This is a genomic window from Thiogranum longum (genome assembly GCF_004339085.1).
GTDB lineage: Bacteria > Pseudomonadota > Gammaproteobacteria > DSM-19610 > DSM-19610 > Thiogranum > Thiogranum longum.
On sequence record NZ_SMFX01000001.1, the window covers coordinates 2,732,029 to 2,749,506 of the forward strand.

At 57.5% G+C, this 17,478-nt stretch carries 21 protein-coding genes; 8 read left to right on the forward strand and 13 right to left on the reverse strand.

Annotated features, from left to right (window positions below):
- Positions 1-11 precede the first annotated feature (11 nt).
- Genes DFR30_RS13280 through DFR30_RS13295 form a run of 4 tightly spaced genes read left to right on the forward strand, consistent with a single transcriptional unit; the run spans position 12 to position 4,239 of the window.
- Positions 12-1,754, forward strand: a complete 1,743-nt coding sequence (locus DFR30_RS13280) for a GumC family protein (RefSeq protein WP_132974024.1) — start codon at positions 12-14, stop codon at positions 1,752-1,754.
- Positions 1,755-1,778: 24 nt separating this feature from the next.
- Positions 1,779-2,570: a CpsD/CapB family tyrosine-protein kinase gene (locus DFR30_RS13285; protein WP_132974026.1), complete on the forward strand. Its 792-nt coding sequence runs from the start codon at positions 1,779-1,781 to the stop codon at positions 2,568-2,570.
- Between the two features lie 14 nt (positions 2,571-2,584).
- The gene (locus DFR30_RS13290) at positions 2,585-3,856 is read left to right on the forward strand and encodes an ExeA family protein (protein ID WP_132974028.1); all 1,272 of its coding nucleotides are present in this window, start codon (positions 2,585-2,587) and stop codon (positions 3,854-3,856) included.
- Between the two features lie 5 nt (positions 3,857-3,861).
- Entirely contained in the window at positions 3,862-4,239 is a 378-nt protein-coding gene (locus tag DFR30_RS13295) for a VanZ family protein (RefSeq protein ID WP_132974030.1), read from the forward strand.
- 105 nt (positions 4,240-4,344) lie between these two features.
- Here the strand turns inward: DFR30_RS13295 and cysQ are convergent, their stop codons facing one another.
- A complete protein-coding gene (cysQ, locus tag DFR30_RS13300) occupies positions 4,345-5,148 on the reverse strand; it encodes a 3'(2'),5'-bisphosphate nucleotidase CysQ (protein ID WP_132974032.1) in 804 nt (267 codons plus the stop codon).
- Positions 5,149-5,216: 68 nt separating this feature from the next.
- On the opposite strand from cysQ, the gene yrfG reads away from it, so the two are divergent.
- The gene (yrfG, locus tag DFR30_RS13305) at positions 5,217-5,885 is read left to right on the forward strand and encodes a GMP/IMP nucleotidase (RefSeq protein WP_132974034.1); all 669 of its coding nucleotides are present in this window, start codon (positions 5,217-5,219) and stop codon (positions 5,883-5,885) included.
- 9 nt (positions 5,886-5,894) lie between these two features.
- Here the strand turns inward: yrfG and DFR30_RS13310 are convergent, their stop codons facing one another.
- From DFR30_RS13310 to DFR30_RS13365, 12 genes are all read right to left on the reverse strand, one after another.
- A complete protein-coding gene (locus DFR30_RS13310) occupies positions 5,895-6,332 on the reverse strand; it encodes a YkgJ family cysteine cluster protein (RefSeq protein ID WP_243640741.1) in 438 nt (145 codons plus the stop codon).
- A gap of 3 nt (positions 6,333-6,335) precedes the next feature.
- Positions 6,336-7,841 carry a hypothetical protein gene (locus DFR30_RS13315; RefSeq protein ID WP_132974036.1) on the reverse strand — a complete coding sequence of 502 codons (1,506 nt, stop codon included), beginning with the start codon at positions 7,839-7,841 and terminating at the stop codon, positions 6,336-6,338.
- Positions 7,842-7,853: 12 nt separating this feature from the next.
- Positions 7,854-8,597, reverse strand: coding sequence for a type II secretion system protein N (locus DFR30_RS13320; RefSeq protein WP_132974038.1), 744 nt, complete (start codon positions 8,595-8,597; stop codon positions 7,854-7,856).
- Positions 8,597-9,085, reverse strand: coding sequence for a type II secretion system protein GspM (gspM, locus tag DFR30_RS13325; RefSeq protein ID WP_132974040.1), 489 nt, complete (start codon positions 9,083-9,085; stop codon positions 8,597-8,599). Before gspM ends, DFR30_RS13320 begins: the two co-directional genes overlap by 1 nt.
- Positions 9,082-10,290, reverse strand: a complete 1,209-nt coding sequence (gene gspL / locus DFR30_RS13330; protein WP_165869215.1) for a type II secretion system protein GspL — start codon at positions 10,288-10,290, stop codon at positions 9,082-9,084. Before gspL ends, gspM begins: the two co-directional genes overlap by 4 nt.
- Before the next feature lie 45 nt (positions 10,291-10,335).
- A complete protein-coding gene (gene gspK, locus DFR30_RS13335) occupies positions 10,336-11,322 on the reverse strand; it encodes a type II secretion system minor pseudopilin GspK (RefSeq protein ID WP_132974044.1) in 987 nt (328 codons plus the stop codon).
- On the reverse strand, positions 11,319-12,011 hold the full coding sequence (gene gspJ, locus DFR30_RS13340; protein ID WP_132974046.1) for a type II secretion system minor pseudopilin GspJ: 693 nt from the start codon (positions 12,009-12,011) through the stop codon (positions 11,319-11,321). Before gspJ ends, gspK begins: the two co-directional genes overlap by 4 nt.
- On the reverse strand, positions 12,011-12,403 hold the full coding sequence (gene gspI, locus DFR30_RS13345) for a type II secretion system minor pseudopilin GspI (RefSeq protein WP_132974048.1): 393 nt from the start codon (positions 12,401-12,403) through the stop codon (positions 12,011-12,013). Before gspI ends, gspJ begins: the two co-directional genes overlap by 1 nt.
- Positions 12,400-12,957 (reverse strand): type II secretion system minor pseudopilin GspH, encoded by a 558-nt coding sequence (gene gspH, locus DFR30_RS13350; RefSeq protein WP_132974050.1) that lies wholly within the window; start codon positions 12,955-12,957, stop codon positions 12,400-12,402. Before gspH ends, gspI begins: the two co-directional genes overlap by 4 nt.
- 7 nt (positions 12,958-12,964) lie before the next feature.
- Complete coding sequence (gene gspG, locus DFR30_RS13355) at positions 12,965-13,393, reverse strand: type II secretion system major pseudopilin GspG (protein ID WP_132974052.1); 429 nt, start codon at positions 13,391-13,393, stop codon at positions 12,965-12,967.
- 275 nt (positions 13,394-13,668) lie between these two features.
- Positions 13,669-14,166: a DUF5063 domain-containing protein gene (locus DFR30_RS13360; protein WP_132974054.1), complete on the reverse strand. Its 498-nt coding sequence runs from the start codon at positions 14,164-14,166 to the stop codon at positions 13,669-13,671.
- An 81-nt stretch (positions 14,167-14,247) separates the two neighbouring features.
- On the reverse strand, positions 14,248-14,421 hold the full coding sequence (locus tag DFR30_RS13365) for a rubredoxin (RefSeq protein WP_132974056.1): 174 nt from the start codon (positions 14,419-14,421) through the stop codon (positions 14,248-14,250).
- A gap of 169 nt (positions 14,422-14,590) precedes the next feature.
- On the opposite strand from DFR30_RS13365, the gene thiD reads away from it, so the two are divergent.
- From thiD to hemL, 3 genes are all read left to right on the forward strand, one after another.
- The gene (gene thiD, locus DFR30_RS13370) at positions 14,591-15,397 is read left to right on the forward strand and encodes a bifunctional hydroxymethylpyrimidine kinase/phosphomethylpyrimidine kinase (RefSeq protein ID WP_132974057.1); all 807 of its coding nucleotides are present in this window, start codon (positions 14,591-14,593) and stop codon (positions 15,395-15,397) included.
- Between the two features lie 114 nt (positions 15,398-15,511).
- Positions 15,512-16,177 carry a thiamine phosphate synthase gene (gene thiE, locus DFR30_RS13375; RefSeq protein WP_132974059.1) on the forward strand — a complete coding sequence of 222 codons (666 nt, stop codon included), beginning with the start codon at positions 15,512-15,514 and terminating at the stop codon, positions 16,175-16,177.
- Positions 16,174-17,457 (forward strand): glutamate-1-semialdehyde 2,1-aminomutase, encoded by a 1,284-nt coding sequence (hemL, locus tag DFR30_RS13380; protein WP_132974061.1) that lies wholly within the window; start codon positions 16,174-16,176, stop codon positions 17,455-17,457. The genes thiE and hemL overlap by 4 nt, the downstream gene beginning before the upstream one ends.
- Positions 17,458-17,478: the final 21 nt, after the last annotated feature.

Below are 17,478 nucleotides of genomic sequence, written 5' to 3' on the forward strand. Positions count from 1 at the left end.
AAGGGAAAACAATGGAAGAACAAGCACTTGATTTTTCAGATTATTTAGGCGCATTTAAAAGGCGTCGTACCAGCATACTGGTTATTACCCTGTCGGTTTTCCTGATGGGAGCACTGGCTGCATGGCTGTGGCCTGCAACCTATAAATCTTCTGCGACCATTCTCATCAAGGAGCAGGACATACCCCCGGAAATGGTGCGTTCAACGGTGACTAGTTTCGCCTCTCAACGCATCCAGGCCATCAGCCAGAAAGTTATGGCACGCCCGAACCTTCTTGAACTCATTGATAAATATAATTTATATCAAGATGAACGCAAGCGTCTGACGACTGAACAAATCATCAAAGAGATGCGTGACAACATCAGCCTGGATCTCATTGATGCAAATGTTGTGGATCCTCGTACCGGCCGACCGACAGCAGCCACTATCGCCTTCCAGTTGAGTTTTTCCGGCGAAAATCCGGTCCAGGTTCAGAAAGTGGCCAACGAACTCATGAGCCTTTACCTTAAGGAAAATCTCAAGGAACGCTCGGAAAAGGCCAGTGAAACGTACGAATTTCTCGATCAGGAGTCCAATCGCCTGAACAAGGAAATTGCAGATCTTCAGGAAAAGCTCGCCACATTCAAGGAACAACACGCGAACGCACTGCCAGAGCTTCAGGAACTCAATCTGAGCATATTGAACCGGACCGAAAGTGAAAGGTCCGATATCGATAATCAGATTCGCGCCCAGGAGCAAACCAAAATATACCTGCAAAGCCAGCTTGCTCAATTGAAGCCGTTTGGCGCCGATGCCGTGCTCGACCCCAAAACCCGCCTGCAAGCCCTGCGCACCGAATACCTGCGCCTGCTCGCGCGCTACTCCACCGATCACCCGGATGTCATCCGTACAAAGCGGGAAATTGAAGGCCTGGAGAAGGAAACCGGGCTGGTCGACAGCTCGGCTGAGCAATTGAAGCAGATCGAAGTGCTGCACGGCGAACTCGGCACACTCCGCAAAAAATATTCCCCGGAGCACCCGGACGTGGTCAAGCTGGAACGCCAGATCAAGGCCCTGGAGCAATCGGTAGAGAGCAGCCCGGCACCTGCCAATCTGGCTACAGCAGCAGCCGACAACCCGGATAACCCGGCCTATATACAGATACAGACCCAGATTGAAGCCGCCGAGAACCAGATTCGCTCTCTGCGCGCCAAGAAAGAAGACTTAAGGAAGAAACTCGACGACTATGAACAGCGCCTGACCGAGACTCCCCAGGTCGAGCGTAAATACTCAACCTTGCAGCGCGACCTGCAAAACGCCGTAGCACGCTACCAGGACATCCGCCTGAAACTCACCTCCGCCGAAATCGCACAGGAGCTGGAGAAAGACAGCAAGGGCGAGCGCTTCGAAATTGTCGAACCGCCGATCCTGCCGGAAGAACCGATCAGTCCCAATCGTCCGGCCATCCTGTTCCTCAGCTTCGTACTGGCACTGGGCAGCGGTATCGGCTATGCCGCGGTCGCAGAAAGTCTCGATAGTTCAGTCCGGGGTAGCAAGGGCGTTGCTTCCGCAGCCGGCGCCCCGCCACTGGCTGTCATTCCCTATCTCGAAAGCGACCGCGAGAAATCCCGCCGCAAGGGGAAATCTTACCGGCGGGCCGCCGCGCTGATTGGTGCCATCATCATCGCCATCACGCTGTTACACAATTTCTGGATGCCGCTCGATGTATTCTGGTACAAGGCGCTGAGAAAGGCTGACGTCGTCATCAACACCTGATGCGATCATCAAGGTAATTATATAATGGAACGTATCAAACAAGCTCTTGAACGCGCACGCGCCGAACGCCAGGGTCAGCCGGCGAGTATCCCGACCCGGGATGCTCCTGCACATGTACCGGCGGAAGACATTACCTATTCCCAGACCCGTAATGTCGATGTCTCCAAAACCACGCTGCGCAAGAACCGTGTCATCACCGGCTTTGATCCCTGCGATTTCACGGATGCCTACAAAATGCTGCGCACCCAGGTGTTGCAGCGTCTGGATGAAAACGACTGGAATGTGCTGGCCGTTACCAGCCCGGGTTCCGGCGAGGGCAAGTCACTGACCGCCCTTAATCTTGCGGCCAGCATAGCCATGGAAATCGACCATACGGTGTTGCTGGTTGACGCGAATCTGCGCCACCCCAGCCTGCACCAGCACCTGGGCCTGCCGGACGGCCCCGGCCTGAACGATTACCTGACAAAAGACTCGCCGCTCAGTGAACTGCTTGTTCATCCAAAGGATATTGAGCACCTGACGTTCCTGCCGGCGGGTGCTGCCATGCTTAATTCAGCAGAAATGCTTAATTCGCCCAAGATGACACACCTGGTCGATGAGTTGAAGAATCGCTACGCCGGGCGCATTATTGTATTCGACCTGCCACCGGTATTGAGTGCAGCTGACGCACTGGCGTTTGCCCCTTATGTCGATGCTGCACTACTGGTTATCGAGGAAGGCAAGACTTCGCGGCAGGAAGTCGAGAATGCGCTCGAACTGCTGTCGAGCACCAACGTACTCGGAACGGTACTCAACAAGGCCGGCAATGCCGGCTAGGCGGAACGCCCACGATGTACGAGAGTTTTTACAACTTCAGGGAAAAACCCTTTTCCCTGCTACCTGACTCCGGCTTCCTGTACCTGAGTAACAAGCACCGTATGGCGCTTACCCTGCTGGAGTACGGTCTGATGAACCAGGCCGGCTTCACGGTGATCAGCGGCGACATCGGCACCGGCAAAACCACGCTCATTCGACAACTGCTCAACCAGATCGATGACAGTATCCGTGTAGGGCTGATTTCCAACACCCACCAGACCTTCGGCGACCTGATGCAGTGGATCGCGCTCGCCTATGACCTGCCCCACCACGATAAAAACAAGGTGGAGCTGTACCAGGACTTCATGGACTTCATCATCAAGGAGTACGCCCGCGGCCGGCGTACCGTACTGATCGTCGATGAAGCCCAGAATATGTCCGCGGAAACGCTGGAAGAACTGCGCATGCTGTCCAACGTCAACGCTGACAAGGATCAGGTGCTGCAGATCATTCTGGTTGGCCAGCGCGAACTGCGCGACACGCTGAGACGCCCCGACCTGGTTCAATTCGCGCAACGTATCGGGGTCGACTATCACCTGGAACCACTGGATGAGCAGGAAACGATTGATTACATCCGCCATCGTTGCGAGAAAGCGGGTGGCAGCATTGACCTGTTCACGGAAAAAGCCTGCCACCAGGTTTATGAAGCCACCGGCGGCGTACCGCGCCTGATCAATCTGCTGTGTGATACCACGCTGGTCTATGGCTATGCCGAACAACGCGAACACATCGATGCCAGACTGGTCAGCGACGTGGCGAGAGACAAGCAACAGGGCGGCCTGTTCGCACAAAACAAGTCCACGGTTACACCCGAGCGCCAGGTCAGCGCCGTGCCGGCCGCCGTTAAAACACTGCAACCGGTCGGGGCATCGAACCCGCAACCCCGTAAGAACGGACAGTTGCGTATCGCTATCGCGGCGGAGTCCGAGTTGCTCAGAATTTACCTGTCACGCCTGCTGTCGGAATATAGCATCACGGCTGTCGCCGAAATTCCGTTGACAGCACAGAGCCTGAAGAGCCTGGAAGGTATGGAGCTGGATGCCTTGCTGGTGGAGCTTGATCAGCAACCCGACCAGATCAACGACGAACTCTACAGCTTGCTGGAAAGCTGGAAACAACCGGTGCTGTTTAACGACAGCCTGGCAACCGAGGCCAGCCTCTCGCAACCGAACCGTGAAGAATACGGCCGCAAACTCAGCGAGAAACTGTTTTCCCTGGTGCCACACGCACCACAATCTGTCGCCTGAAAAGCATGAACATTCATCGCCTGTCACTGGTACTGGCTGTGCTCTGGATGGGCGTGCTGTTCTGGCTGTCCCACCAGCCCAGCCTTGACGCCCCTTCCCTGTTTAGCGGCCAGGACAAACTGTTTCATGCCGGCGCATACGGACTGCTTGGCATCCTGTTGCTGGGCGCCATGCGTCCGGATTTTTCGGGGTATACCGGCAACCAGGCGCTATTCGTCGCCTTCGTCGCCAGTGTTTACGGCATCAGTGATGAATTCCACCAGTCTTTTATACCCGGCCGAAGCCCGGAAGTGCTGGACTGGGTGGCGGACAGCACGGGTGCGCTGCTGGCGGCACTGTTGCTGGCCCACCTGACCCGGACTTACTCAACACGCGCTTCTTGACTCCCCCGTCATTGCGAGCGGAGCGCGGCAATCTCTTTCGGTTTTGCACCAGGCCAAAGAGATTGCCGCGCTCCGCTCGCAATGACGGGGGTTGGCATGACGGGGCTAGTCCGCGAGATACGACGACCAGTCGCGCGAGTCATCCCCGAATACGAAGAAGAACGGGTTCAACAGGGAATCCTTGGTGTTGTAACGCAGCGGCTGCATATCGAGATCTGTCAGCTTGCCACCCGCCTGCACCACCACGCAGTGTGCTGCCGCAGTGTCCCATTCCGAAGTCAGACCCAGTCGGGGATACACATCGGCAGCCCCTTCCGCCACCAGGCAAATTTTCAGCGAACTGCCCATGCTGACAATTTCGTGCTCACCCAGCTTTTCAAGAAACGCCTTCAGCGAGTCGCCCTGGTGAGAGCGGCTGCCGACCACGGCTACAGGGCCTCCAGACAGCTTGCGCACGTGGATTTCCCGCTCACCGTCTTCAGGCGACTCCTTGATGGCCCCTCGACCCTCGCAGGCTGCGTAGGTGACTCCTGTAACCGGTACGTACACCACGCCCAGCACCGGCTCACCTTCGTGAATGAGTGCGATATTGACCGTGAACTCGCCATTGCGCTTGACGAACTCCCTGGTGCCGTCGAGAGGATCGATCAGCCAGTAGGTCTTCCAGGAGGATCGCTTCTCGTAGGGGATCTTTGCATCTTCTTCCGACAGCACAGGAATATCCGGGGTCAACGCCTTCAGGCCCGCGACAATGGTATTGTGCGATGCCATATCCGCGGCAGTCAGCGGCGACTTGTCGTCCTTGTCTTGCACGGTAAACTCGGTGCCGTACACCTCGAGAATTTTCTCTCCGGCCTGTTTCGCCAACTGGCGCACGTCATTCAGGTAATCACACACATTCATCGACATATCTCGCTGCTTCACGCATGGGTAGGAAGGCCGTATCATACGCCATCCACGCGGCCCGATTAAGCACCATGACCCACCCGTTGCCCTGGCAAGATATCGACACTGTGTTCCTGGACATGGACGGCACCCTGCTGGACCTGCATTTTGACAACCACTTCTGGCTGGAGCACGTCCCCCTGCGCTACGCCGAAAAACACGGTCTGAGCGTGGACGAGGCCAAACAGCAACTGTTTCCGCGTTTTCGCGCCGTGGAAGGCACCATCGACTGGTACTGCATTGATTACTGGAGCCGGGAACTGGGCCTGGATATCAATGCCCTGAAACGTGAACTGGAGCACCTGATCCAGGTACACCCGCAGGTTATCGAATTTCTGCAGGCATTACGCGTAATGGACAAGCGGGTTGCCCTGCTGACCAACGCACACCACAAAGTCGTGGAGCTGAAAATGTCCAGCACCGGGCTGGCGGAACACTTCGATCATTTTATCTGTGCGCATACCTTCCGCATACCGAAAGAAGACGTGCGCTTCTGGCCACGTCTTGCCGAGGAAGACCCTTTCCACCGGGAGCGGACTTTATTCGTCGATGACAGCCTTCCGGTTCTGCATGCCGCGCGTGATTATGGCATTCGCCACCTTCGGGCGGTGCGCCTGCCGGACACCACCGCGCCACCGAAACAGACTGAGGATTTTATTGCGATAGGAAGTTTCGATGAGTTGCTGGATGGGCTGCCCTGACGGGGCAGGCTAGTAGGGGCGTTGACCCCAGCGTTTAAAGCGTTTTTTGCAATATTTCAGCAATGATTTGTAGCCGTCGAAATACAGTTCGAAACCTTCTTCTGCCGGGGCATCGAATTCACAGTAATCATTGGAGTAGTCCCGGCAGATCTGCGGGCGGTCGTCGTAGATGCCGCAACGACCATCCGGCAGAATATGCGTACAGGCATTATCGACCAGCAGGTACCAGCTTCCTTCGTCCTTATAAACACGGATGTCGCGATGCGATATCTGCCAGAGCAGAAAATCGAAATCCTCCTTGGAACGCGGGGCATCGATTTCCTGGCTGATATAGGTACAGCATTTGGTGTTGGTGCAGAAACCACACTTGGTCTCTGGCGTCATCTCGACTTCAACCGGAATCTTGCGACTTTTCCCACGCATGCTTTTCTTTCGCTTTGCACTCATCATTCAACCTGCTGCTGTAAACTCAAAACAATCAAATCCCGGTGACTGCTCGACATGCGCCGCACAGACCACCTTCACCTCACGATCTCCCACGTGGATCAGCACCTCTCGCCCAGGCGCACACAGCCCCGCAGGTGCAACCAGACGTGCGCTCGATCCCTGCTCACCGGAGGATGGTAGAAACAGGGCACTGCGGCGTATCGTTTCACCTTCATCATCTTCCAGTTCAAGTTCGACCGGTGCCGGCACACCATCGTAGGCCTCAACACCCAGCTCGGTGCCCTTTTCACGTTCATCACGCACCCAGCGCACTGCCAGCAGCCGTAAAGCCATATCCGGTTTCTCACCATCGGCAACCACACAGACCAGGTCACCGACCTGCAGGGCGCTCGCCGAGCTCTGGCTCCAGCCCAGTCGATAACCCTGCTCACTACGATCCCGGATGACCCAGCGCTGTGGCTCCGGCGCCTCATCATTCATGTTACTGAGTAACCAGTCGTGAATGGCTTCCAGGCCGACCACCACATGAATCCAGCTCCCGCCTGGCAGACGCCGGCTACGACGTTTGTCGCGTGGCGTCACTTCCGGCAACAGGTGTCGCAAAATCGCCGCCTCACTGCGCTGGCGCCGCCGCTCCGCTGAAAGTGCCAGCAACATCTTATGCATCGACTGCAAAACAACGCGGGCATCGATAAGGTAGGGGTCTTCAGCCTCCACCGGAGATGTCAGGAACACACAGTGCCGTGGTCTGCTGTCACTCATCAAGTCAATAAAAAACAAGCCTTCCGGCACACCCTGCCAGCTGTTGCCGGGCACAATGCGGACCTTGCCGGCATACTGCAGAAGCGTGCGGTAATAGAGGTCCGCCTGCCCCTCTTCGGCGGCAAAGGGGTCCAGTAGCGACAGCAGACAGACCGCCTGATAGGTTGCTGCCAGGCTGACCGTACTGCCGGTTTCATTTTCATCAAGCCAGTCATGAATACCATGATGCCGGGCCAGACGATAGAGCTGGTTCAACTCAAGGAACACAAATGGCGGCTCGGGGCGATAGTAGCGATAACTGTGCAACAGCGCGGCCGCCAACTGGCGCACGGCTGCACGTACCACACGGCCAAAGGCAACCCGGTCAGCTTCATGCTGACCAGCCGAATGCATCGCCTTGATGACCAGCTTGTAACCATTCGCCATCGCCAGGCACAGCCGCTCGATATCGTCTACTGTGTTCTTGCGCTGCTGGCTGCCGAGTGGTTGCTGACGCAAGCGAATCGGCTCAGCGCCATCAAACAATCGCTGCACGAAAGGTCGATATACGTCGAGCAGTTCAAGACGCAGACCGGCATCGAGACGCTGCTCATTAAGCGGTTCCAGCGTCAGTAGCAGCTGGCGCACCGATTCACCGGCATTCATCGCCGGCATGGCGGACAGTCGTTCATACAGGCGCCCGGCATCAAGCTCCAGCGTCGGGTCCTGGAAGTCGTGCTGCTCCGGCGTGGTTAAAATCAAACTCATGACGACAGGCAACTACAACAGGTTATCCGACCATTCCAGCCGGTAACTCCCGTTTTCATATTCTGCAAAGGTAGCAAGAAATTTTGTCACCGCCTGGGGCACTGTTCCGTTTTGTGTAATGACGGCATTCAGTCGATAGGCACCCGTAGCTTCAAGCGCAACATCAGCTTTTACCTGCAACACACCACCAGTCGCCACCAGGTCACCCTGCGTGATACTACCGTCGTGCTGTGTCGTCAGCGTGGCCGTACCCAGTGACAACACCAGCGGCGCCTCGACCTCGGCCGGCGCCCAGCGCGTTACGCCACTGAACATCGGGATACCGCCTGGCGTGAAACGTACATCATCAAGATCCATCACCAGGTCACCACTGACACCCACCTGTTTTATACCAAGGCGATACAATACATCGGATGCCGGCATGCTGAGCTGAACATCGCCCAGGTAGCGGGCACCTGAAAACAGGGTGCCCGCAATCGCATGCACCGGCTTACTGCCCAGCCCTGCCTTCAGATCAAATTCGAACCGGCCGGTAAACAGCGACAAGGGCCTGAAACCCCAGCGCAGATTATCCAGCTGTATGCCTTTTATAATAAGGCTACCGGCTTTGCCGTGCCACAAGGTGCCCTGTACGTGACCAATAGTGACACCCGGCATCTGCGGCGCAAGCGCAAGCGCACGATCCGCGGGAAGGGTCGCGATCAGAAAAACCAGCCATGCAACCAGGCCCAGTGCAACCGTTCGCCACATTGTCATCAGGCCGGCGGCCCCGCCAGGGTCAACCGTGCATTGACGCGCCCGTCACCCTGCGGCTCGATAGTAACGACCGTGGCATCGATGCGGTAGGTCCTGCTCAGCTTGCCCAGCCACAACACCATCGGGTCAAATGCGGCGCCTTCCAACCAGATCTTGACACCCTTGCTACCGTCCGGCTCAACGCGCTTGATAGCCGGCCCCAGCCCGGCTGAGCGGGCCGACTTGTCGACAACTGCCAGCAAAGAACTGCCTCCCAGGCTGCGCGCACCGCCTCGTGCACTACCCTGCAGGGCTTTCACCTTGCGGCTCGCCTGTTTCATCCAGTCGAGTGTTTCCTGCTGTGCGGCAACATTTTTTTTCAGGTCTTTGTAGGCAACCGCAGCGGGTTCCCACACCAACAGGTAAAACATCAATAACAGCAGGATCGCTGCACCGCCCGCCACCAGCTTGCGCTCGCGCATGTCCAGCCCCATGAACCAGTCCTTCATGCGCGGCCTCCTTCGACACGGACGCGGCTGTTGACCTTGCCGTCCTTCTGCGTGGTGGCTGACTGGATCTCCGCGCGCAGTTTGCCTTCGCCAACCAGCGCCTGTTTCAACTGATCGAGCACCTGCACATTGTCGGCAAGTAACTGCAGGTCCAGCCTGCCATCCCGATAGGTCACACCCTGTATCTGCACACCTTTTTTACTGCGCAGGATACGCCCCACATCAGCAAGCAGCGCAAGAAAAGCGGTTTGCCCGCCACCACCGGCCTGGCGTTGCAGTTCCTTGAGCTTTTGTTCCATCTGCGCGCGCGGATTGACGATGCGTCGCGCTTTCGGAAAAGTTTCCAGGTACACCGTTTCGATTTCGCTGGCCAGCTGTGCCTGCTGTTTCGACAATCGATAATAATTTATCCCGGTCGAGACACCGGCCAGAAGCAAGCCTGCAAGCAGCAATGCAGCGGTTGCCTTCCAGGGCCGGAGGATGCGACCCCACTCCTCTCTGCGGCTGTAATCCCCCTGCAGCAGGTCGAGTGTCGGACCCTGAACATATCCACGCCCCAGAACTTCCAGTGACTGCAACTCCGGGTCAACGGCATCAAGATACATGCCGTCAATATCGAGGTTGCCATCACCAAACAGACGGGCATGCGCGGGGGCCTCGTTGCGTGAAACAAACAACGCCACCAGCGCCGGGAATGTTTCCCTGTCTGAGGCAAAGCCGGCATAGGGCCCGCTGCGCGCCAGCACCTCGCTGCCCTGGACCATCAAACTCCAGCCGTCTTCAGTCAACGGCAGCGCAAGCATCTCCGGCAGACACTGGTTGGCAACAATATGATGTTCGGCCAGCAGTTCAGCCCAGGCATCCATCCGCGCACGATCCACCACGGCGACCGGGTAAGTGTCGTCATCCTGTACCGGACCAGGGGCGAAATGCAGCGACTCAACATCGCTGGACAGTTGTTCTTCCAGGGCATAGGGAATTGCGCGCAGTACCCGCTGACGATTCCGTCCGGGCACCCGCGCCTCGCTGAGCAATACTTCCGTACCCGGCACAATAACCACAATACGCAATGCGCCCGCTACCACGCCGGCTTCAGGCTCACCTTCACGCACGGGGGTACGCGCACCGCCTGCTTCATCGATCAGCAACCAGTCTCGAAAACCCGCACCGGCCACTGCCAGTCGAATCAGTAAGGTATCCGCCATTCGTCCTTTATCCTGTTTTCCGGCATACATCGTATCATGATCGTCTCAGGGTTCATCCGTCTGCACGACCGGCGCCTGTACCGGGTCGAAAAATTCTCGTTGCCGACGTATGACGCGTGTGCCCTGCGTGGTGCGTTGTATCAGGCTGGCCAGTTTTACCCGGCCCTGGCCAACATTGGCCTCGCCGAGCAGTAAAAACCACTGACTCTGCACCGCCAGCGACTGAGGGTCAGGTTGCTGAGGCCCCGCCAGTACAGAAAGTTGCAGCAGATCCTCAACTTTTTCGAAACCGGTTTCACCTCGCGCTTCGATAATGGCCTCCCCGCTGGATAGTGACAAACCATCCGCCAGCGTGGTTAATACCTCGGCACTTGCGGTGTTAACGTTAATCAACGTGGGCTCCGGCAGCGCGGTGACAAGCGGAGCCCCGGACGATGCGCCCAGCAGCTTGTCCATGACTTTTTTATCGTAGCCCTTGACCAGGCGTAACTCACTGATATCCGCCATCAGCCGGTTGGCGGCACGGTAGGCAGGCTGCAGCAGCTGGTATACTCCATCTTCAGCACCGCCCGGAAAACGTGAGTTGATATCGGAGTCCAGCCAGTCGACCAGCGAATCAGCCAGTGATTCATCCAGTTCCAGCGTCCGTAACAAACGTTTGTATCGTTCTATTGCAGCATTATCCGCCTCACCGTTGACAACCAGGCTGTTTACATTGAAGCGCCCCTGCACATCGACCACCCGGCCGATCACCGAGCCCCCTTCCACAAATGAGGCTGGCACCTGGCTCGCCCAGTCTTCGGACAGGTTATCCACCTTGTTGTCCTTGCCATCGCGAGCCAGCACCACGCGTGCCCAGCTCTCCGCACCCAGCACGTAGGCCCATGCCTGTTCACTGTGCAGCAGGTTACCGGTACGACGTACATCGAGCTGCTGACGGGTGGTCATGGCGACAGCGGCCACTGTTGCCAGCGCCACAACCAGCAGGGCGGTCAGCAGCGCCACACCGGATTGTCGGTTACCGGCTTTCACGTGTTTCCCGGCGCTTTGCCTTGTTGCGGCTGACCGCCACCCGGAGCCGCGGCCCCAGGTGGCGCGGGCTGGTAAGTGTCAGGCAGGCGAAACAGCCATTTCAAGACGCCCAGATCATCCAGGGTAAGCTGCACTTCCACCGCACGGGGCCACTGGGTCGATGCGCTGGCCCCAGCCGGGGGAGCGGCCTGACTGGCCGGTGGCCAACGCTCCTGCCAGTTGTCCTGCAGATCCAGGTAGCGCACGGAAAAAGCGCGCACACCTTCTGCCAGCTGTTGCTCGTCCGGCTGACTGTCCTGTGAACGATCCAGCACACGCCAGCTGCGCCGCACCAGGCGATCGTCATCTACCAGATAAGCCACGCGCTGCAGATTACTGCGCAGATAACCTGCCGGGTTCGGGTAGCCGGCATGTGTGAATTCCACACCGGCATAGTCGCCGCCCGTGACCAGCGCCGGCATTACATCACCAAATTCGTTGCGAATACTGCGGTCAATAATCTGTTCGAAGTCACGTTTGAGCACACGGTAGGCGAGTTGCAGATCCTGCATACGATCCGCATAGGCTTCTGTCTGGGACTGCTGCCGCATGACATTGGCCAGACCGCTATACGCCATCACACCGATAGCGGCAAAGATGGACAATGCCACCAGCAGTTCCAGCAGGGTAAAACCACGCATACCGCGCATCAGCGTTTCTCCACAAACCCGCTCAGACGGGCGATCGGCTCGGCATCGTCATCGGCGTCGGCACGAAACACATCGATATCGAGACGGCGCATATCTTCTTCAGGGGATTGGGTCACCTGCATTACCCAGCGCCATTCCCGGCTTTTGCTACCGCCGGCATCTTCCGGGAAATCGGTATCTCCTTTTTTCTGGCCAACCGATGGCCAGTCGCCGGCAATCTGTACCGAAGCCAGCTGGTTACGCGCTACCCATTGCGCAAACACGCGATCGCGCAGGTTTGCCTGGTTTCGCGTATAGCTGCCTACCGTCTGGACGACTGCCCCCATCGACAGGCTGACCACCAACAGCGCAACCAGAATTTCCAGCAGCGTGAACCCGTGCATGCGGTTCATTGTTCAAGCTCCAGGTGACCGGTCAGACTACCCTTGAGAACAAAACGCCGTTCGGTACCCGGTGAGTACAGGGTCACCACAAAAGGTGTCATCTCCCCACTCGACAACAGGTATACCTGTGGCAGATCGGATTCCTCACTGCCCAGCGATGGCGGCGGGTTGTCTTCCAGTTCGAGGCGTAACTCAATGTCATCGGGCAACTTGCGCGGGCGTAACGACCGGTCATCGTCCAATACTACCCAGTGACCGTTTTGTAACAGCATGAACTCATACCCTTCATCGGAGAAGCGGACTGCAAGCTGCTCGCTGCGCATTACCGCCTCCTGACTGGCCAGGTCAAGCAATGCCATCAGGCGGGTAGCTTCCCGTTGCATGAGTTCGGCGTGTGAATCACCGCGCAGTGACAGGGTCGCTACGGTCAGCATAATGCCGATGATCACCACCACTACCATGACTTCCAGCAAGGTAAAACCGCGCGATCGCTGCAGCCGGCCAAACGCAAACAGCCTGCCGGAGGCAGGCTGATGGACAGCGTGACGAGGGAGTACGATCACGGTAACGTCAGTTCAGATTCCAGTTCCCGATGTCATCGTCACTCGGCTTGCGATCCGGTCCCATTGAATACACATCAAACGAACCGTGAACACCCGGTGAAAGATACTGGTAAGGCTGCTGCCAGGGATCAAGCGGTATGCGATCCATGTATCCATCGCCCCAATTGGCCGGCTCCGGCGGGGTATCCGGTTTGGTAACCAGCGCCTCCAGGCCCTGCTCGGTAGTCGGGTAGTCGTAATTCTGCAGCTTGTACATATTCAACGCACCTTCGATGGCGCGGATATTGGACTTGGCCGCTGTGATACGCGCTTCTTCAGGCCGACTCATGAGCTTTGGCACCAGCACGCCGGCAAGAATGCCGAGTATGACCACGACGACCATGACCTCTATCAGGGTAAAGCCCCCAACGCGTTGTTTATTAAAATAAATATTCATAGTTTACTCTTGGAATTGTGAAACATCGTCCGTTGGTTACCGGGCTACGGTCGCTACGGGCCGGGCCCGGGGCGCCAGGCAGTGTCATATTGTACCGTTTACAGCACAAATTTGGCCATTAGACGAGAGAACAGCAGGAAAATTCCCGCAGGTATCGCAGAATCCGAAATACCGTCATTGCGAGCGCAGCGTGGCAATCTTTTCAGATCCGGCACCATGAAGTGGCGAGATTGCCACGCTGCGCTCGCAATGACGGGGCCAGAACTAAAGATACCTCAGGCAAGCCGGTTATTGGCCCTCAGGGTATACAAATGACGCTCCGCATCCACTAGGTGTTGCCCCCAGTGCTGCCTGAAACCGATTTCCCACAGGTGTGCGACCTCATCCATACCGGCTGCATCAAGCATGTTGAGTCCCCGTTTGAGCTCGAAATAGATATCGGTCAGATCATCGGCGAGACTGCCCGAGCGGTGATCGACATCAGACGCCAGTTCACCGGGTTCATCATATTCCAGCCAGTACATATCGAGCTCACCGAGCTTTGCCCGTAGCTGGCTGAACAGGTCGAAACGGTCATCGAAATCAGCCAGCTGCGGCGGAAAAGAGCTTCCACCCGGGTCATGCAATACAACAACACCGGCGTGCAGCTTCGGCAGTACCTTTACCATAGGCCTTAGCCAGTCGGTATGATCAGCACTTGATTCAATGATTCGGCAGTAATGGCGTGCCGTATCAATTAATTCCATAAACTGAACACGTTCGGGGTCTATCATTGCCCCTACCTCTCAACACTTGACAACAGCGACAAACGCGCGCCTTAAAACAAGTGTAGACGGGATTGGCGAATTTTCCCGTCAAACCTCGACCATTTCAAAATCTTCCTTGCCGGCACCGCAATCCGGGCAAACCCAGTTCAGTGGAATATCCTCCCAGCGCGTGCCCGGCGCGATGCCTTCTTCGGGCAAACCCTTTTCTTCATCGTAGATAAATCCGCAAATAACACACATCCAGCGCTTGTATTCACTCATAGACTGACTCCTGCCTGAAATTCAGGCCCGCATAATACCCTTGCAAGCCGCGCCACAACAGCCAACCGCAGTGCTACAATAACCTGTCCGAAGCAAGGTAAAATCCAATGCAACAACGCGTTAGCCGTCTGGAACAAATTTCACAACCTGCACGACCGGTGCTACCGTCATGACAGCACAGAACAGTCCTGTACCGGTTGTCATGGTATTTTCCGGCAACGACCCGAGTGGTGGCGCCGGCGTACAGGCCGACATCGAGGCACTGATCAGCCACGGCTGTCACACCACGCCGGTTATTACCACCCTCACCATCCAGGACACCCAGGATGTAATCGGTTACACACCACTGGATGGAGCACTGATCGCAGAACAGGCGCGTGCCGTGCTCGAGGATATTCCTGTCAGCGTCTTCAAGCTGGGCTTGTTGACCAGCACCGAGGCCGTTGAAGCCATACACGCCATTCTCGACGATTACCCGGAAATCCCCGTTGTTACCGACCCGGTACTGGCGACCGGTGGCGGCACCCTGCTGGCTGACGAGGATGTCATCGATGCCGTCAACGAGTTACTGCTGCCCCAGACCACCGTACTCACACCCAATAGTAACGAAGCGCGCCTGCTGGCCCCGGAGGCCGACTCACTCGGAGCCTGCGCCATGGCGTTACTCGACAAGGGCGCCGAGTTTGTTCTGCTTACCGGTACCCACGAAAACACCCCGAGCGTCGTCAATTCGCTGTACAGCAATCGCCGCCTGATCGAGACTTTTACCTGGGACCGGCTGGAAGGCGAGTTCCACGGTTCCGGCTGCACACTGGCTTCAAGCATTGCAGGATTGCTGGCGCAAGGCATGGAGCCTTTCTCGGCGATTCACGAAGCCCAGGAATATACCTGGCAATCACTGGCCGAAGGTTACCGCATCGGCATGGGTCAGAAGTTACCCAACCGGCTGTTCTGGGCACGTGAGGAACAGGAGTGAATCGACGACTGCACATAACAAAACCCGTCATTGCGGGCGCAGCGCGGCAACCTCTTTGGGCTGGCGCCAGGGCCCGGGAGATTGCCGCGCTGCGCCCGCAATGACGGGAGCATTATGCTGCGCGGGCTTTATGTCATTACCGATGCCGGGCTGCAAACGCCTGCCCGGCTGGTGCCAGGCGTTCGGCAAGCCATCGAGGGTGGCGCTGTGCTGGTACAATACCGGGACAAATCGAATGACCCGGCACGGCGGGAACAACAGGCGAGTGAACTCGTTGAACTGTGCAACGCACAAAATGCAAAACTGATCATTAATGATGATGTAGCGCTGGCCGCGAAGGTCGGCGCACACGGCGTGCACCTCGGGCGCGATGACCTGACCATCGGCAGGGCGCGCGAACAACTGGGCAAAAAAGCCCTTATCGGCATTTCCTGCTACAACCAGTGGCCACTGGCGCAGCAGGCCGCTGAAGCCGGCGCCGACTACGTCGCTTTCGGGCGCTTTTTTGTCTCGCAGACAAAACCGGACGCCGTACAGGCAACGCCGGCCTTGTTGACACAGGCACGCCGCGAACTCGACATACCAGTGGCTGCCATCGGCGGCATCACCGCGGACAACGGCGCCGCCCTGATCGAGGCCGGCGCTGATCTGCTGGCCGTGGTGCGGGATGTATTCGCCGCCACCGATGTACGTGCGGCTGCACAACGCTACCAGGCATTATTCGCATCACACGAACACAGCCCGTGTGATGCAGGACAACACGGGGAAAACAGGGCATGAGCAAGTCGGAACAACTTTTCAAACAGGCACAAAAAGTCATACCCGGGGGTGTCAACTCACCGGTACGCGCATTCAAAGGGGTCGGTGGTGACCCGCTATTTTTCACGCGCGGCGAAGGGGCATGGTTGTATGACGCAGACGACCGGCGCTATGTCGATTATGTCGGCTCCTGGGGACCGATGATTGCCGGCCATTGTCATCCAGACGTGGTTCGCGCCGTGCAGGAAACTGCTGCCAACGGGCTCGGTTTCGGCGCACCCACCGAAATCGAAACCCGCATGGCGGAACTGTTGTGCAACATGGTGCCGTCTCTGGAACTGGTGCGTATGGTCAGCTCCGGAACCGAAGCCACCATGAGCGCCATCCGTCTCGCACGCGGCTTTACCAATCGCGACAAGATCGTCAAGTTCGAGGGCTGTTACCACGGTCACTCGGACTCCCTTCTGGTCAAGGCCGGCTCCGGGGCGCTGACACTCGGTGTACCTACCTCACCCGGTGTACCAGCCGACCTGGCACAGCACACGATGACACTGTCGTACAACGACGCAGAGCAGGTCAGCAAGGCCTTTTCGGAAATCGGTGACCAGGTGGCCGCCATAATCGTGGAACCCGTCGCCGGCAACATGAACTGCATCCCGCCGGCGGAAGGCTTTCTGCAGACCCTGCGTGAAGTCTGCGACCGGCATGGCAGTGTACTGATCTTTGACGAGGTCATGACCGGTTTCCGTGTGGCTCCCGGAGGTGCTCAACAACGCTACGGCGTCACCCCGGACCTCACCACACTGGGCAAGGTCGTCGGCGGTGGCCTGCCCGTCGGCGCCTTTGGCGGACGCCGCGACATTATGGAATATATCGCCCCTACCGGCCCTGTGTACCAGGCCGGCACCCTGTCGGGTAACCCGGTAGCCATGGCGGCCGGACTGGCCACCCTGGCGCTGGTACAACAGCCCGGTTTTCACGAGGGACTCGACCAGCGCGCAAAACAGCTTGTCGGAGGATTAAAAACCCGTGCTTCCAGCGCCGGCATAGCACTGACCAGCAACCAGGTCGGCGGCATGTTCGGGTTGTTCTTCACCGAGGCTGATCAGGTGTGTGACTTTGCCGGCGTGAATGACTGCAACCTGGAGCGCTTCAAGGCGTTTTACCACGCCATGCTGGAACATGGTGTATACCTTGCGCCATCAGCTTTCGAGGCAGGCTTTGTCTCCTCGGCACACGATGATGAAGCCATTCAAACCACACTGGATGCGGCAGAACAGGCCTTTGCCAGCCTGTCCTGAAGCACAACCACTGACGACATA

What these genes read in the sequence shown, in the direction of transcription:
- gspL (WP_165869215.1), bottom strand. Translation starts at nt 10,290, where the DNA reads ATGGCGGATACCTTACTGATTCGACTGGCAGTGGCCGGTGCGGGTTTT.
- gspI (WP_132974048.1), bottom strand. Translation starts at nt 12,403, where the DNA reads ATGAACCGCATGCACGGGTTCACGCTGCTGGAAATTCTGGTTGCGCTG.
- thiD (WP_132974057.1), top strand. Translation starts at nt 14,591, where the DNA reads ATGACAGCACAGAACAGTCCTGTACCGGTTGTCATGGTATTTTCCGGC.
- hemL (WP_132974061.1), top strand. Translation starts at nt 16,174, where the DNA reads ATGAGCAAGTCGGAACAACTTTTCAAACAGGCACAAAAAGTCATACCC.
- gspG (WP_132974052.1), bottom strand. Translation starts at nt 13,393, where the DNA reads ATGAATATTTATTTTAATAAACAACGCGTTGGGGGCTTTACCCTGATA.
- thiE (WP_132974059.1), top strand. Translation starts at nt 15,512, where the DNA reads ATGCTGCGCGGGCTTTATGTCATTACCGATGCCGGGCTGCAAACGCCT.
- DFR30_RS13290 (WP_132974028.1), top strand. Translation starts at nt 2,585, where the DNA reads ATGTACGAGAGTTTTTACAACTTCAGGGAAAAACCCTTTTCCCTGCTA.
- DFR30_RS13310 (WP_243640741.1), bottom strand. Translation starts at nt 6,332, where the DNA reads ATGAGTGCAAAGCGAAAGAAAAGCATGCGTGGGAAAAGTCGCAAGATT.
- DFR30_RS13360 (WP_132974054.1), bottom strand. Translation starts at nt 14,166, where the DNA reads ATGATAGACCCCGAACGTGTTCAGTTTATGGAATTAATTGATACGGCA.
- DFR30_RS13295 (WP_132974030.1), top strand. Translation starts at nt 3,862, where the DNA reads ATGAACATTCATCGCCTGTCACTGGTACTGGCTGTGCTCTGGATGGGC.
- DFR30_RS13315 (WP_132974036.1), bottom strand. Translation starts at nt 7,841, where the DNA reads ATGAGTTTGATTTTAACCACGCCGGAGCAGCACGACTTCCAGGACCCG.
- cysQ (WP_132974032.1), bottom strand. Translation starts at nt 5,148, where the DNA reads ATGTCGATGAATGTGTGTGATTACCTGAATGACGTGCGCCAGTTGGCG.
- DFR30_RS13280 (WP_132974024.1), top strand. Translation starts at nt 12, where the DNA reads ATGGAAGAACAAGCACTTGATTTTTCAGATTATTTAGGCGCATTTAAA.
- yrfG (WP_132974034.1), top strand. Translation starts at nt 5,217, where the DNA reads ATGACCCACCCGTTGCCCTGGCAAGATATCGACACTGTGTTCCTGGAC.
- DFR30_RS13320 (WP_132974038.1), bottom strand. Translation starts at nt 8,597, where the DNA reads ATGACAATGTGGCGAACGGTTGCACTGGGCCTGGTTGCATGGCTGGTT.
- DFR30_RS13285 (WP_132974026.1), top strand. Translation starts at nt 1,779, where the DNA reads ATGGAACGTATCAAACAAGCTCTTGAACGCGCACGCGCCGAACGCCAG.
- gspM (WP_132974040.1), bottom strand. Translation starts at nt 9,085, where the DNA reads ATGAAGGACTGGTTCATGGGGCTGGACATGCGCGAGCGCAAGCTGGTG.
- gspJ (WP_132974046.1), bottom strand. Translation starts at nt 12,011, where the DNA reads ATGCGCGGTATGCGTGGTTTTACCCTGCTGGAACTGCTGGTGGCATTG.
- DFR30_RS13365 (WP_132974056.1), bottom strand. Translation starts at nt 14,421, where the DNA reads ATGAGTGAATACAAGCGCTGGATGTGTGTTATTTGCGGATTTATCTAC.